Raw genomic sequence first — 16,180 nt, 5'->3', positions numbered from 1 at the left:
ACCAAGATGAAAAAACTTTTTCTGATCGTTATTTTTCCAGTTCTGGTTTACTCTCAAGGCAGCGTTGCCGGAAAGTTTTCCCCTGACCTGAACGGCTGGCTTGCAAACCGTAGCAACACCGGCTTCGTTAAGGTATGGGTTGATCTTGTTGACAAGGGTGAAAACCTGAGTATGCTTTCGAACCCGGAATCCTTTCTGAGCAAAAGATCGATAGAGAGACGGGCTCTCAGAGGTGATGCCATCAATGAGACCGATCTTCCGCTATGGAGGGGATACCTGCAGGAATTGGAAGGATCAGGAATTAGAATAATCAGCAGATCAAAATGGTTTAATTCGGTTACCGTGAATGCTGACAGGAATATGCTGATTCAACTTGCAGAAAAGAATTTTGTCAAGAAAATCAGTCCAGTTGCCAAGGGACGCACCGCTTCCAAGGTTTACAAAGAAAATGATAATTCTTTTGTTACTGGAAATTCCTTTATTGAAGCGACGAATGCTCTTGATTACGGTGAATCACTTGCTCAGCTTGCTCCTCAGCAGATACCTGCAGCACATAATATGGGATACGATGGATCAGGTATTTTTATCTGTCTGATGGATGCGGGATTCAACAACCTTGCTCATGAGGTTTATGATTCACTCCGCATAGTCTCCACCTGGGATTTTGTGAACAACGACCCCGATGTTGGTGATGGCGGAATGGGAAACGGTTCACACGGCACCTCCACACTTTCCGTTATTGGCGGCTTCAAACCGGGCAAGCTGATCGGAACTGCATACAGAGCCAATTACCTTCTTGCAAAAACGGAGAATACCGATTCAGAAACACCTGCCGAAGAGGATTTCTGGATTGCCGCTGCCGAATGGGCTGATTCCATTGGTGTTGATGTTACATCCACTTCACTTGTTTACCTCGATTTTGACCCTCCGTTTACAAGCTATACCTGGCAGGATATGAACGGAAATACTGCAAGGATCACAAAGGGAGCTGATCTTGCCGTTGCAAAGGGAATTGTCGTCTTCAACAGTGCCGGGAATAATGGTTTTCATGCAACGCAGAATACTCTTGCTGCACCCGCTGACGGTGATTCTGTAATTTCGATCGGTTCGATAACAGCTCAGGGAGCCCGGTCAGGTTTCAGCAGCGTTGGATTGACTTTTGACGGAAGAATAAAACCTGATATGATGGCGGTTGGATCTTCGGTTTATGCCGCTGCACCCGGGGGTAGAACCTCATACACCTACACTTCAGGAACTTCGCTTGCATGTCCGATTGCGGCAGGAATAGCTGCTCTCATGCTTCAAAAGAACCCGAATCTGAACCCAATCGAGATCAGACAGATTTTAAGGAATACTGCTTCACAGCCAAACTCACCCGACAGATTGATGGGATGGGGAATAATGAATGCTGTTGCTGCTATAGATAATGTCCCATCCGGTGTTGAGGATGGTAACACGACGGTTCCGTCAGACATCATTCTTCTCGGAAATTATCCAAATCCCTTTAACCCGGTGACAACCGTTCAATTTACACTTCCCACTGAAAGATTCTTATCGCTGAAGCTCTATAATTCTTCCGGTGAACTGGTAAAAATTGTAGCTGAGGGAACATATTCTGCCGGTACGGGTAAAATAGTGTTGGACGCTTCCGGACTTCCTTCAGGAAATTATTTTCTTTTATTGAATGACGGCAATAGAATTTACACACAAAAATTAAGTTTACTGAAATAATGAAAAAACTTGCACTTATCCCTTTCCTTTTCCTGGTTCTCATCACATTCCAGGGAAATTATTCCACTACGAAACTGTCCAGATCAATGGAGACAGTCGTTGGAAGGATGTCTGACACTGACTCCGTTCTCTGTTGGGTATTTTTTAAAGACAAAGGGCCTTCCACTGAAAAGTACCTTAAAAACCCTTCTCTTGTGGTTACGCAAAAATCGATAGAAAGAAGACGAAAGTTCAGGAGCGAGCAAAATTTAATTGATGAAACTGACCTGCCGATTTATGCCGGTTACATCGAAGAGTTTCAAAAGATGGGGTTGCAGGTAAAAGGAAAGTCAAAATGGCTGAACAGCGTCAGCATGTATGTTGCGAAGTCGGAGGTCCTAAAAATTGAAAAACTTCCTTTTGTAAGTCATCTTGATCTTGTTGTGCGATTTTCAAAGAAATATTCAAGTGATTTAGTAGAGGCTCCCTCAACCGATCAGACAAAAATGATTCTTGATAATAAAGATAAATTTGATCTTGATTACGGTCAGAGCCTGACACAAAATCAGATGATGTCAGTGCCGGCGATGCATAACCTCGGTATCACCGGTGCAGGTGTGACAGTCTGTGTTCTCGATGCCGGTTTTAACAATTTGCAGCATGAATCGTTTTCGCAAATCACAATTTTGGACAAATGGGATTTTGTAAACAACGACGGTGGTGTTGGTGACAGTCTTGACATGGGAAGTGGCAGTCACGGTACGAATGTACTTTCGGCAATTGGCGGTTACAAACCGGGGAAACTGATCGGTCCCGCATATGGTGCTTCCTATCTTCTGGCCAAGACTGAAAATACCGATAGTGAAACTCCGATAGAGGAGGACAACTGGATAGCGGGTATCGAATGGGCAGACAGCCTCGGTGCCGACCTCGCTACATCATCTCTAGGTTATCTTGAGTATGACCCTCCGTTTCAGAGTTACACATGGCAGGATATGGATGGCAACACTGCAAGAATTACGAGAGCAGCAGACCTTGCGGTTTCAAAAGGGATAGCAGTTTTTGTTTCTGCAGGCAATGAAGGTATGGACGCAACTCACAATACTCTTGGTGCACCTGCAGATGGTGACAGTGTCATTTCTGTCGGCGCTGTTGATGCATCGCGTGCAAGAGCTTATTTCTCAAGTGTCGGTTTAACGGTTGATGGTCGCATAAAACCCGATATCATGGCGATGGGTCAGGGAGTAAGGGTTGCGAGTTCGTATACTCTGAATGGATATTCACAGTCTTCAGGTACCTCGTTTTCGTGTCCTTTGGCTGCCGGAGTGGGGGCACTCATCCTTTCCCAAAGACCTAACATCTCTCCCGTGGAACTTGCGAACTCGCTTCGCTCGACAGCAGACAACGCATCGAATCCAAACAGGGAGTATGGCTGGGGGATAATAAACGGACTTGCAGCATTGAACTCAATTCCTGCAATGAACATCGAAGATGCTGCACAAACTCCTTCGGACATAAGAGTTTACGGCAACTATCCGAATCCTTTCAACCCCTCAACCAAAATCGATTTTGAACTGTCGTCCATATCCGAACTGACTATCGATCTGTACAATGCGACGGGAGAGAAGGTAAAAAGACTCGGCAGAGGATTTTTCGAACCCGGCCGGCATACTATTGATGTTGAAGCCGGCGGACTGAATTCGGGAGTCTATTTTGTAAAATTAAAAAGCTCGAAAAGCTCAAAAGTTGTCAAGATTGTTCTTTCAAAGTAACTTTTTATTAACCTTGATTTTGAGCCTGCAATTCGGTAACATTGTTGTCACGATTTTTTATAATTATTAAATAAAACAATCATTTATAAACCATAAATAGAACAAACCCGGAGAGAGTTCCGGGTGATCTGTAAATAATCGGGAGCCGTTAATGTTGAAAAAAACATTGTTTATTAGCTTGACATTACTTGCCGGATTTTTCCTTTCAGCATGTTCAGGTGGTGGACAGACCGCAGTGGCTGAATTCACCGGAGCGAACAAACAAAACAATAAAGTTACACTTTCTGAATTTGAAAGAGCATATGCCAAGACAGTTGGCGGGGTTGAAAACGCCAGGAAAGATGATCAGGAAAAACTGAAAAACTTTCTTGAGGTTTACACTAATTTCAAAATGAAGCTTCTGGATGGTGTCGAAAGGGGATTCGATAAAGATCAGGCAATGAATCAGGAACTTGATGATTACCTCAAACAGGTTGGTCAAACCTATATTGTGGAAAAAGAGTTGATTGAACCTGCTGTTAAACAGATGTGGGAGAGAAGAAAAAAAGAGCTCAGAGTAAGTCACATAATGACCAGACCTGATTCTTTGGATTCAGAGGAACCCAAGCTAATGCTTGAGGGAATCTTAAAGAGAATAAAGGCAGGTGAAAGTTTCGAGAAACTGGCTGCCGAATTTTCAAAAGACGAATACAGTGCCAAAAATGGCGGAGATATTTATTATATCACTTCAGGTATGATCGTACCTGAATTTGAAGATGCAGCCTATACACTCGCACCGGGTCAGGTATATCCTGAAGTGGTGACTACACGGTTTGGCTACCATCTGATCAAAGTTACCGAGATCAGGGACAGGGTTCCACAGATCAGAGCAAGCCATATCCTCATCAATTATCTTGATCCGAACGGTAATCAGGATACTGCATATGCAACTGCCAGAATGGATACCGTTGTTCAGAGATTGAAAAACGGTGAGAATTTCAGCGATCTGGCGAGAGTCTATTCGGATGATCCAGGCTCAAAATCATCGGGTGGTGATCTCGGGTTTTTTGAGAGAAGAATGATGGTTCCCGAGTTTGATGAAGCAGCATTCAATTTGAAACTTGGTCAGGTTTCCCCTGTGGTAAAGACAGGTTACGGTCTCCATTTAATCTTGGTTACCGAGATAAAACCTTATCCTTCATTTGACGAAGACAAGGAAAACCTGAAGAAAATGTACCGTCAGATCAGGTATAACAACGAATACGCTGAACTCCTGAAGAAAACCAGAGAGAGATACAATTTCACTGAAAATGAGCAGTTGTTTGCACTTCTTGAATCAATTGGTGACACAGTTGACATAACCAAGGGATATTTTAATGCAGAGTGGAGAAACGATTACAAAGATTCAGTTGCCTTCACAATGGAAAATGTTTCCTACTCTCTTGATTCACTCATTGCCAATATGAACAAAAGATTCGAATTCATCAACAAACCATTCACTTTCAGTATGTTGAGTGAAGGTGCTGTTAAGATGGCGAATGACAGAGTTCTCGAAATAGACGCAAAATATCTCACAAAGAGAAATGAAGATTTTGCACGACTGATGGAAGACTACAGAAACGGTATCTACATCTTCAAACTTCAGGAACTTGAAGTGTGGAACAAAATAAAAAGCGACAGCACATACCTCGTTCAGTACTACGATGCTCACAAAGCCGGATACAACTGGCCCGACAGAGTTGAATTTGGTGAAATTTTTGTTAAAAACGATTCACTTGCAAAATCAATCTACAAAGAGGCGATTTCCGGAGCAGACTTCGAGTCACTCGCCGGCAAATACACAGAAAGAAGCAACATGAGAGGCAAAATGGGGAAACATCCACTTCAGGATGTAAACTTCAACAACCTCTATCAGGAAGCAAATAAGCATCCTGAGGGATTCATTACCGCTCCTTTCAGCATCGACGGCGGGTTCTCGATTATAAAAGTATACAAAAAAGACAAAAGCCGCATGAAAACTTATGAGGAAGCAAAACCCGAAGTATTAAGCGGTTATAATGAGCAGGAACAGAAAAATCTTGAGAATGTTTATATCAACTCGTTAAAAGCGAAATATAAACCGGTCTATTTCTTTGATGCATTGAAAGAAGCCTTCAAGAACTAACAATTATTTTACAAAGAGACTATTAATGCTTAAAAAAGCTTTACTGGTGTTCCTTCTCCTTTTCGGAGGAGGAACACTTTTTTCACAAGAAGTTGCAGAAAAAATTGCAGCAATTGTTGATAATGATGTTATTCTCCAGAGTGAAGTTTCGCTCCGTGCTGCCATTGAAGCCAAGAGGACAGGTGACAATCCTGACAATCCCGCTTTTCTTGCTGCTGTGCTTAACAGTATGATTGAGGAAAAACTTCTCTATGCTTACGCCATTCTCGATTCGATTATCGTAACCAAACCCGAAATTGATCAGTATATGACCTATCAGGTTTCTCAACTTGTAAAGCAGTTCGGTTCCGAAGAAGCGGTAGAGAAAACATACAACAAGTCGATGGCACAGATCAAAAAAGAACTTGAGCCCGAGATCGAGAAGAATCTCCTGATGAAAAAAGCCCAGGACAAAAAGTTTGGCACAATCGAAGTAAGTAGAAGGGAAGTGGAAGAGTTTTTTACGAAATATCGTGACAGTCTCGGCACAACCCCTGAAAAAGTAAAAATTTCACATATCTTTCGTTCCCCCTCCAAGTCGGAACGAATCATGAAAATTGCTATCGATTTTGCAAATAAACTCCTCGATTCGTTGAAAAACGGTGCTGACTTTGGAGAGCTTGCAAAGAGATATTCAGATGACCCGGGAAGTGCCGTCAATGGTGGTGACATCGGATTTACAGCCAGAGGCATGCTTTTCCCCGAGTATGAATCAGTGGCATTCAGACTAAGAGTGGGTGAAATGTCAGGAGTGATTGAATCTCCTGCAGGTTACCACATTATACAGTTACTCGACCGAAGAGGCGAGCAGATTAAGACCCGTCACATCCTTGTGAGGGTAAAACCTGATGAGCAAACAGATTATGAGCTGATCAATTTTCTCACCGATCTTCGCGACACCCTGGTGCGAGACAAAGGTGATTTTAAGTTTTACGCCAAAAAATACAGCCAGGATCAGAGAACCTCTAAATCGGGTGGTGTGCTCGGCACATTCTTCATAGATAAACTGGATGCAGCTCTAAAAGAGACCGTAGCGAGAATCAAAGAGGGCGAAATCAGCTTCCCAAAAAGAATCGATTACGGTCAGGATGAATATGGATATCACATTGTAAAGCTTGATTCAAGAATTCCAAGACACGAACCAAACCTCGAAATAGATTACGATGAAATCAAAGAACTTGCTGTGATGTACAAACAGAAGAGACTTGAACAGGAATGGTTGAATGATTTGAAAACAAAAATCTTTTGGGAGATCAAATAAAGGGGTTGAATTGGACGAAGTAACACTCGTACGGGAGATTAATGAGAAATTTAACACAGTTAAGGCTGAAATCGGCAAGGTTATTGTCGGACAGACTGACATTGTAGAGCAACTTCTTATTTCGCTCCTTTCCCGCGGACACTGCCTGTTGGTGGGTGTACCCGGGCTGGCAAAAACTCTCCTGATCAAAACGGTGGCTGAAGCAACTGACTTGAAATTTGGCAGGATTCAGTTCACACCTGATCTTATGCCTTCTGATATTACAGGTACTGACATCATTGAGGAAGATCCGATTACCAGACGGCGTGAATTCCGTTTCATTCCCGGACCAATCTTTTCGAATGTGATTCTGGCAGATGAGATAAACAGAACTCCGCCTAAAACTCAGGCTGCACTTCTCGAAGCTATGCAGGAGTATAAAGTGACGGTTGCCGGGAAGACTTATTCTCTTGAAACACCGTTTTTTGTACTTGCCACACAAAACCCGATTGAACAGGAGGGTACATATCCTCTTCCTGAAGCACAGCTTGACAGGTTTATGTTCAATTTGTGGCTCGATTATCCTTCTTACGATGAAGAAGTTGAGATTATTAAATCGACCACAGGAGCGTTTATGCCCGTGGTCAATCCTGTTATTACTGCTTCTGAATTGCTCTCTTATCAGACGCTGATTCGTTCGGTGCCTGTGGCTGATAACATTATCGAGTACGCAGCAAAAATAGTTCACAGTACCAGACCGGGAACTCCTGATTCACCTCAGTTCATCAAGGAATGGGTAAGATGGGGAGCAGGCCCGAGAGCCTCACAATATCTTATACTCGCAGCAAAAACCAGAGCTGTATTGTACGGAAGATTTACCCCAAACAAAGATGATGTAAAGTCGGTTCTCAATCCGATATTGCGGCACAGGATTATTCCAAATTTCAGTGCCGAAGCAGAGGGTATAACATCTGTGGATATTGTAAAAAAACTGATTGAAACAGTTTAATTTCATAGTGTACTTTTTTTTCTCTAAATTTCTGTTTAATTTGTGGTCTTAATGTTATTCATTAATGAACCCCGGTATGCCTGATGCAATCGAATATCATATCCTTGTTTAAATCAGTAAATCAGTTGTTTCAGTCTGACAGCACAGGGGAAAACCTCCTGAATCAGTTATGCAACTTCATCTCTGCTGAATTTGAGTTCTACTCCGCTGCCCTTTTCAAACCTGTAAACGAGAAACTGGTACTTATTGGCAAGTCTGATAATGTAAAAAAGAGCCTTGCCATAGGAAGTGAATCAGTTTGCAGTGTATGCAAGCTGCACGACACTTCATCCGGTGTAACATCTTTTGATACTGATAAAAAATGTCAGATTCAGTCGACCGATTTCCTGGTGTATGAGGGTTGCCTGAAAATGAAGGGGAATACAGAGGAACAGTTCGTTTTAAAACTTACCCGGAAGTCGCCTTTCAGTCAAAGTGATATCGATAATATCGAAGTTCTTGGAAAATTTTTGCTGGTAGTGTTAAGCTCCGCAAAATTCGTCACCTACACTTCCGATTCATCCATAAACAAATTGCTTCTCGATGTTTCGAATGATCTTCGTACACCCGCAAACAGCATTCTTGGTTTCGCCTCACTTCTTTATGATGACAAATTAAGCTCTGTTCAAACAGAGTATGTTAAGCTAATTAAGGATAACGCTCAGAAGATATCCAGTCTGTTAAACGATTTGATCGATATTTCCAAGGTTGCCGGTGGAAGTGCAGCAGTTCAAACTGCACCTTTTGAACTAAAGGGACTTTTGGATGAAATCGAGAAAAGTTTCAAAGAAAAGACAGATGCCAATGTCACCTCACTGCAGTTCGCAATCGGTGAAGCAGTTCCTAAGGAAATAGAATCTGATCAGCAGAAACTTAAAACCGCAATTTCATCCATTCTTGCATTTCTGCTGAATGAAAATCCTTACGGCAGGATCGAAGTAACAGCTACCGAATCATTGAGTGGAATTCTGACCATAAAGGTATATCATTCTGGACTCATGATGCCTCCCGAGAAATTGAAGGATGCATTCCGCATAAGCCAGATTCATGACGGCAGAGGAAAACTGACCAGCGTTTCAGCTCTCTCACTTAATCTTGCAAAAAGATACATAGAGAGCCTGAAAGGCGAACTCATAATTGGCAAGGAGAGTGGACAGGGAGTCAGTATTTCAATAAATCTTCTCCTTACGGGCAGTTCGATGTTTGCGAGCCAAATGGAATCACTTCCTAAACCTGCAAGCCAGAACAACCGGGTTCTTGTAATAGAAGATGATTACGCCACTTCGAAACTTCTAAGTAATTATCTGAACAAATGGGGATATGAACCCACAATTGTGAACGCCGGCTTGAAGGCATTGCAGATACTTGAGAATGAAAGTTTCCTTTCAATTATCACGAATGTCACACTTCCCGATATCAATGGACTCGAGCTCCTCCGAAAAATCAGGGAAAACAAGCTTCACAGGCATACTCCTGTGATAGTCTGTTCAGTTGAAGCCGAACAGCAAAAGGCGTTTTTGATGGGATCGGTCGAGTATTTTGTAAAACCGATCAGCTATAAAGACCTTGTGGAAGTGCTGACCAGCTACAAATTGAGGCGCGATGCCAATGTCCTTTGTGTGGATGATGACCTGAACACTCTAAATCTTGTGAAAGAGGCGATACAGTCGGCAGGTTTCAATCCTGTCGCTGAAAACTTCTCATACGAGGTGCCGGCAAAAATTGCCAACATGGATCTCGATCTGGCTATTGTCGATCTCGACATGCCTCAGATGAACGGTTTTGAACTGATAAAAGAGATTAAATCAAACTCCCGTTTTGCAAGTCTGCCGATCATAATTTACACCGGCAAGGAGAACTACGAGGAAGACCTCGCAAAGATTAACGGACTTTTCACAGAGCTACTCGACAAAAAGAGCACTAAAATTGAAGACCTCGCTGATACAATCAGCAGAATGGTTAACAGAACCGAACCTGTCACAAGCACCGGTGGTGCCGCTGCGGGTGGCACGGGTCAGGCAGCAGCAGCTCCTGAACCTTCAGGTCCCGTAATTCTTCTCGTGGAAGACTACAAACACTCACAAATTATTGTTACCCGTCTTCTCAGAAAAAACGGTTTCAATAATGTAACGGTTTGTGAAAATGGTGCCGAGGCCGTGGAACAGGCCAAGAAGATGAAATATGACATCATCCTGATGGATATGCAGATGCCTGTCATGAACGGATTTGAAGCTACAGAACGGGTAAGACAGATGCCCGAGTACAAGGATACTCCGATCATAGCCCTTACAGCATTTGCCATGAAAGGTGACCGCGAAAAATGTATTGATGCCGGTGCAACTGACTATATCCCAAAACCGATAGACAGCGTTGAGTTTATTGAAAAAGTAAAGAAATATACAACCAATCCGGCATAACCGGTAAATTCTACAGGAAAACAGCGTTAAATGATATCAGAATACCCACGGGTAAGGTTTGCCCCCAGCCCTACCGGTTATCTACACATAGGGGGACTAAGAACCGCACTTTACAACTACCTTTTTGCCCGACAATCGGGTGGAAAGTTCATCCTCAGAATTGAGGACACCGACCGCACCAGGTATGTTCCGGGAGCTGTTGAAAATCTTATTTCAACTCTCGAGTGGTCGGGACTTCATTACGATGAAGGTCCGGGAATCGAGGGAGAGTATGGCCCATACACTCAGTCAGAACGCCTTCACATTTATAAAGAGCACACAGACAGGCTTCTCGAGTCGGGACATGCCTATTACTGTTTCTGCTCCAAAGAGAGACTGGACAGTCTGAGAGAAGCTCAAAAAGCCAGGAATGAACAGACTGTTTACGACAAGCACTGCCTGAAACTTTCAAAAGAGGAAGTGACAGAAAAACTGGCTTCGGGCATTCCTTATGTCGTTCGTATGAATGTAAGGCACGGAAGCAAGGTACTCGTTAAGGATATCATAAGAGGAAATATCGATTTTGATACATCGATAATCGATGATCAGGTTCTGATAAAAAGTGACGGATTTCCTACATACCACCTCGCAAATGTGGTGGATGACCATCTGATGAAAATTACACACACCATTCGTGGTGAAGAGTGGCTCCCCTCGACTCCAAAGCATGTGCTCCTCTATGAAGCATTCGGTTGGGAAGTGCCTGTTTTTGCTCACCTGCCGCTTCTACTGAATCCTGATCGCTCAAAACTGAGCAAGAGACAGGGTGATGTGGCGGTTGAAGACTACAGAGCGAAAGGATATTTGAAAGAGGCATTGATCAATTTTATCTCCCTTTTGGGCTGGAACGCCGGTGACGACAGGGAATTCTATAATATGGACGAACTGATTGCTTCATTTTCGCTCGAAAGGATCAACAAATCGGGTGCCGTTTTCAATTTCGAGAAACTCGACTGGTTGAACGCCGAACACCTGAGATCAAAGACTGACAGCGAACTTGCCCGTCTGCTTCGCGAAGAACTGATCGCTCAGGAGATTCCCCTGACAGAAAAAATTACTGAAGAATACCTGACCAAGGTCGTTTCATGCATGAAGGAAAGAGTGAAGTTTATAAAGGAAATTCCTGTAAACGCACCATATTTCTTCTCCCGTCCTGAAACCTATGAAGAAAAAGGTGTACAGAAGGGTTGGAAGGAAGACACTCCAAAATTGCTGGAGGCTTATTCAGCCAAAATAGATGCAATGGAATCACCTTCGAAGGAAGACTGGGAAACAGCTCTCAGAAGTGCTGCGGAAGAAAACGGAGTCGGAGCAGGAAAACTGATTCACCCTGTGAGACTTGTGGTATCCGGAGTGTCATCCGGTCCGGGACTCTTCGAGATACTCGATGCCCTAGGCAAAGATGAGGTTCTTTACCGGATCGAAACAGGAATAAAAAAGCTTACTGTTTAGGGACGATTTTTTCGATCTCGCCCAGCAGGGTCGGATCTTTTATTTTGTCCTTTAGAAATTTGAGGCGATTTTTCAGAAATGGATTATCGCCTTTTGTATTTAACCGGTGAATGAGGCTTTTCACCTCACAGATTATTGCCGGTTCCTCAATACCGAGTGCGAAGTATGAATCGGATGCCCGTTTGAAATAACCGGATGCCTTCTCGGGATTACCCTTCTTTTCAGCTACTTTTCCCAAAAATTCAAGATCATAGGCTATGGCAAGATAGTCCTCATTTTTTAAGTCCTGATCATATGCCTTGCCACCCCAAAACGCAGCCTCATCTGTTTTACCGTCCGCCAAAGCAATAAACGCCCGCGTGTAGTATGCAAAGGCGAGCTGGTCACCCGGGTAGCGGGAGTCACGGTCAAAAGCAACAAAAGCACTGTTGAGATTCGTGAGTTCGATTTCGTAATCAGCTTTTAATGCAAATTTGGAGAGAGCCAAATAAGCCGTCGAAATAAGAGCGAGAGAGGATGAGAAATACTGCTCCTTGAATTTCTTCGAAAGGGCTATAACGCTGTCATACCTTTGCGAAGTGTAGTAGTATTCCGAGAGGGAATTCAGATAATTTATTGAGTCATTCCTTCCGGGCAGCAGTAGAAATTCAGCAGAGAGAAGGCTGTCACCTTTTTTGAAATCTCCCATGGAAGCGTAGATGTTTGCCTTTTTAAGCAGAACTTTTGTTTTCCCGGAGACATCGTCGAGAAGTGAATAACTGTTGAAAGCCTCATCAAGGGAAATGAGGGCGGGACCCGTTTTGTTCCGGTTTATGAGGTCGTTTGCGAGGTTAAAGAAATCGTCACCGTCGCTTTGCGATGCTGTCTTCTGCTCATCAATCACTGTTGAAGAGAAGCAACCCGAAAGAAAGAGGGGAGTAATCAGAGCTAATAAGAGTATAAAATTTTTCATCTTGGCCTCTTCTTTCCCTGTTCAACTTTTTTGTTGTTGATGTTGGTGCCAAAATTGATGATCGGGTTTTTGTTAATAATCTGGAGGGTGACCTGCAGATCATCGAGTACTTTTTTTATTTTTTCCTGAATAAGCGATAAATTTGTCGTCTGGTCATTTGAGTAAACAAGAAGTTTATTGATTTCAGGAAGTAACTCGTTAATCGAGTTGAGGGAGGTCTTTACGGGCTTCAGGAAATTATCTCCGGTAGGATCAATCATCTTGATTGCAAGGCTGTCAGGTCTCTGATAATTGACGAGAGTGGCATCGAGCCTCCCCATCAGACCCCGGGCATTCTTTGTCGTGGCCACAAGTTCGCTCATAAGGTTGTCGAGTTGTGCCATACCTCCAAAAACACCCGACTTGCTTCCGGAGAGTCCATCTTTCACCATCGCAACAGTTTTGTCGACATTCGTGATAATGGAATTGATCTTTCCGAAGGTTGAATCGATCGATTTAAGGGAATTCATTATGCCGGAATTAGCTTCACCTGCACCCGGGGAAATCTGCGGATTCACCTCATCGAGGAACGCTTCGATTTTAAACATGAAGGCATTTATCACCTCCCCCTGATATTCCACATTGTGGAGCCTTTGCATCGCTTTCCCCTCCCGTGTATCGAATCCCGGAATCATGGAGCCCTGCTCAAGGAGTTTGCTTTTTCCCGTTCCTGTAAGAAGAAGGATATTTGTTACCGAGGTAATGAAATTCACATTTTTGTAGAGAATGCAGTTGTCTCTGATGAGATTTCTATAGTCTTCATAGATGTTCAGATCGGCATAAATATTGTTGTCGGCACCAAGAGTAAGATTATTGAGGTAGCCAATCTTAAAACCTTTGAAGATTACAGGGACATTCCCTTTCAAGCCCGTTGCATCGGAGAACTTTGCGCGAAAGTTAAGCTTGGTGGAAAAAACCTTCTCACTGATCAGGATCGAAAGCGTGAGACTTGCCACGGCAAAAACCGCGAGTGCAATGAATGAGATCACAAGGATCTTTGTATATCGTAATTTTGACATATTATTTGATCTCTTTTTGATCGTAAAATTTCGGGTAGTCAAACTTATCGGTGAAGTCGACACCTCTTTTGTGAAGTGTAGCTTCACCTTTTTTTATTAAAATTATTGTGTCCGCCTTCTCGACGAGACTGGAATTGTTGTTTTTCGAGAAGAAATGGGGGATTCCCTTTTCGAAGGCTGTCTCCACAATTATTTTTTCGATTAAACCGGCTGTTTGTTTCATCATCCTTGCAAAAGGAGATTCAATAAAAACCATTTCGGGACTGATAAGATATGCCCTGATATAATTGATAAGTTTTATCTCTCCCTTTGTCAGCATCGAGGGCCGTTTCTGAAGAAGTTCTGAATCGAGTTCGAAAAATTTTAACAATTCCTCAACCTTCGCAAGTTTTTCCTTTTCAGGTACCGAATGATTGATGAAATCGAAGGGAAGAAGAATATTCTCGGAAACCGAAAGGTTTGAAACGACCCCCCCTGAGTCGAAAATGTAGCTGTTGTGGCGTAAAATTTTAGATTGATCTTCCGGGCTTTTTTCGTAGAAATTCTCGCCGTTATATACCAGGGTCCCGACGGGAGGTTTTTGCAGACCTGCAACAAGTCGAAGAAATGCAACGGCAGATTCCTCGGAATCCGACAGAATGGCGGTAAGTTTTGATCCCGTCAAATCGGCTGAAAATGAACTTACTATGGTTTGTCCCTCACGGGTACAGGTCACATTTTCGAGCTTAAGACTAATCATAGAGAAAAAGATAGAATAATGCAGTTACGGTAATATCCAGGATTACGAGTGTCGCCACCGAGTTAACTACCGTTTTAATTGTTCGCTGCGGCACTTCTGTAATTGCCTTTTGCACCTTGAATCCGTTATAACAAGCTATCACACCGATAAAAAATCCGAAGAAAGCCGATTTAACCACACTGATTAGCAGATCGGTCACACTTAAAGCAGTAAAAAGATCGTAGAGAAACTGTGTGGGAATCACGGCGGCCGAAAGAAAACTCACAAATCCGCTCGTGGCGAAAGCAGCTACATTAAAATAAATCGTGAGGCATACCACAGATATGACCATCCCTATGACACGGGGAACAGCGAGATAGGCCACCGGTGAAATGCCAAATGAGTAGATTGCGAGCGTTTCGTTGTTAATGTTCATGTTCCCGAGTTCGGTCGAAATGGCAGTACCTGATCGGGCAATAACGATAAGAGCTGTAAGAAGTGTACTTAATTCCCGCGGTATAATCGCCACAAGAATAGTGTAATACATCGGACTTTGTGAGAAATTAGAGAGGACAGAGTTCCCCTGAATGATGATCACAGCACCCACAGCGACGGCTGCAAGAGTAATGATTGACAAAGCTTCAAATCCGGTAAACAGTATCTGCCGGTAAACGACAGCGTAAGTGATGTGCTTTATTTCCCTTTTGGAAATAAACTCACTCACTACTGTCACCATGAAATTAAAAAATGACTGGCTTTGAAGTCCGGGTATCATTTAATTGACTCGGTATTTTTACAATATGATCAATTATTGAAAACCCAATTTAAGAATAATTTGGGAGAGAAAAAACCATTTTTAGTTATGAGTTATGACTTATGAGTTATTAGTTTCCGTAAATCAAAGTGGGAACCTCCCGCCTTGATTTACTATCAATTCATAATTCATAAATCATAACTAATACTTAACCAGTTTTTCCTCCAGCTCGGTGAGGGAGCAGATGTATTCCGCATTCGGATATTTGGCGAGGGTGTTGTTTGTGTCGGATGAGAGACCCTGCCCGCCGATGAGGATTTTCTGGTTTGGAAATTGTGTGCTAATGGCATCGAGCAGTTCAACAAATCTTAAAAAGTTTATGTAAAGGCTGTAGGTGATGCCGACAATTTCAGGTTTTGTAGTTTCGATCATGTTAAGGACTTCCCGTTTGGGGGTGTTTCCGCCAAGGAAAACCGCAGTCCATCCCTGAAGTTCGAAGATGTTTGCAACCATTCTGGCACCTATGTCGTGGAAATCTTTGTCCACACCGGTAAGAAGAATGGTTCTACCGTTCGATGGTGATTTAGGGTAAAGTTCGCAGGAAATATCCACCAGATATTCTGTTATTTTGGTGGCTATATGCTCTTCGGCAATGGAGATTTTGCCTTCTTCCCACATTTTCCCGATTTTGTAGAGGGATTTTTGCAGGAGGTTAATGTAGATATCTTTGATATCAGTTTTTTCTTCAGCGAGGGATACTACAATTTCTCTACACCGATGTTTGTTACCTTGGGTGAGGGAATTGAAGTAGTCCCAGTAGTGTACATCTTTGATCATT

12 protein-coding genes are annotated in these 16,180 nt (G+C 43.0%); 7 read left to right on the top strand and 5 right to left on the bottom strand.

Annotated elements, in window-relative coordinates:
• Nucleotides 1-6 precede the first annotated feature (6 nt).
• The 7 genes from J0L60_11895 (at nt 7) to J0L60_11865 (ending at nt 11,860) form a co-directional block, all read left to right on the top strand.
• Nucleotides 7-1,731, top strand: coding sequence for a S8 family peptidase (locus tag J0L60_11895; protein ID MBN8546822.1), 1,725 nt, complete (start codon nt 7-9; stop codon nt 1,729-1,731).
• The gene (locus tag J0L60_11890; GenBank protein ID MBN8546821.1) at nt 1,731-3,482 is read left to right on the top strand and encodes a S8 family peptidase; all 1,752 of its coding nucleotides are present in this window, start codon (nt 1,731-1,733) and stop codon (nt 3,480-3,482) included. The genes J0L60_11895 and J0L60_11890 overlap by 1 nt, the downstream gene beginning before the upstream one ends.
• A gap of 151 nt (nt 3,483-3,633) precedes the next feature.
• The gene (locus J0L60_11885) at nt 3,634-5,625 is read left to right on the top strand and encodes a peptidylprolyl isomerase (GenBank protein MBN8546820.1); all 1,992 of its coding nucleotides are present in this window, start codon (nt 3,634-3,636) and stop codon (nt 5,623-5,625) included.
• Between the two features lie 25 nt (nt 5,626-5,650).
• The gene (locus J0L60_11880; GenBank protein MBN8546819.1) at nt 5,651-6,925 is read left to right on the top strand and encodes a peptidylprolyl isomerase; all 1,275 of its coding nucleotides are present in this window, start codon (nt 5,651-5,653) and stop codon (nt 6,923-6,925) included.
• A 10-nt stretch (nt 6,926-6,935) separates the two neighbouring features.
• Nucleotides 6,936-7,913, top strand: a complete 978-nt coding sequence (locus J0L60_11875; protein MBN8546818.1) for a MoxR family ATPase — start codon at nt 6,936-6,938, stop codon at nt 7,911-7,913.
• Nucleotides 7,914-7,996: 83 nt separating this feature from the next.
• Nucleotides 7,997-10,369 carry a response regulator gene (locus tag J0L60_11870; protein ID MBN8546817.1) on the top strand — a complete coding sequence of 791 codons (2,373 nt, stop codon included), beginning with the start codon at nt 7,997-7,999 and terminating at the stop codon, nt 10,367-10,369.
• A gap of 30 nt (nt 10,370-10,399) precedes the next feature.
• The gene (locus J0L60_11865) at nt 10,400-11,860 is read left to right on the top strand and encodes a glutamate--tRNA ligase (GenBank protein MBN8546816.1); all 1,461 of its coding nucleotides are present in this window, start codon (nt 10,400-10,402) and stop codon (nt 11,858-11,860) included.
• Here J0L60_11865 and J0L60_11860 read toward each other — a convergent pair.
• The 5 genes from J0L60_11860 to J0L60_11840 form a co-directional block, all read right to left on the bottom strand.
• Entirely contained in the window at nt 11,850-12,812 is a 963-nt protein-coding gene (locus J0L60_11860; protein MBN8546815.1) for a hypothetical protein, read from the bottom strand. The genes J0L60_11865 and J0L60_11860 overlap by 11 nt on opposite strands.
• Nucleotides 12,809-13,870, bottom strand: coding sequence for an MCE family protein (locus tag J0L60_11855; protein MBN8546814.1), 1,062 nt, complete (start codon nt 13,868-13,870; stop codon nt 12,809-12,811). Before J0L60_11855 ends, J0L60_11860 begins: the two co-directional genes overlap by 4 nt.
• 1 nt (nt 13,871) lies before the next feature.
• Nucleotides 13,872-14,609, bottom strand: a complete 738-nt coding sequence (locus J0L60_11850) for a hypothetical protein (GenBank protein MBN8546813.1) — start codon at nt 14,607-14,609, stop codon at nt 13,872-13,874.
• Nucleotides 14,602-15,363, bottom strand: coding sequence for an ABC transporter permease (locus J0L60_11845; protein ID MBN8546812.1), 762 nt, complete (start codon nt 15,361-15,363; stop codon nt 14,602-14,604). The genes J0L60_11850 and J0L60_11845 overlap by 8 nt, the downstream gene beginning before the upstream one ends.
• Before the next feature lie 180 nt (nt 15,364-15,543).
• Nucleotides 15,544-16,179: a cobalamin-dependent protein gene (locus J0L60_11840; GenBank protein MBN8546811.1), complete on the bottom strand. Its 636-nt coding sequence runs from the start codon at nt 16,177-16,179 to the stop codon at nt 15,544-15,546.
• Nucleotide 16,180 lies beyond the last annotated feature (1 nt).

Source organism: Ignavibacteria bacterium (assembly GCA_017302895.1).
Classification (GTDB): domain Bacteria; phylum Bacteroidota; class Ignavibacteria; order Ignavibacteriales; family Ignavibacteriaceae; genus UTCHB3.
The sequence above is the reverse complement of the archived record's forward strand: the minus strand, read 5'-3'. Positions and strand labels throughout refer to the sequence as shown.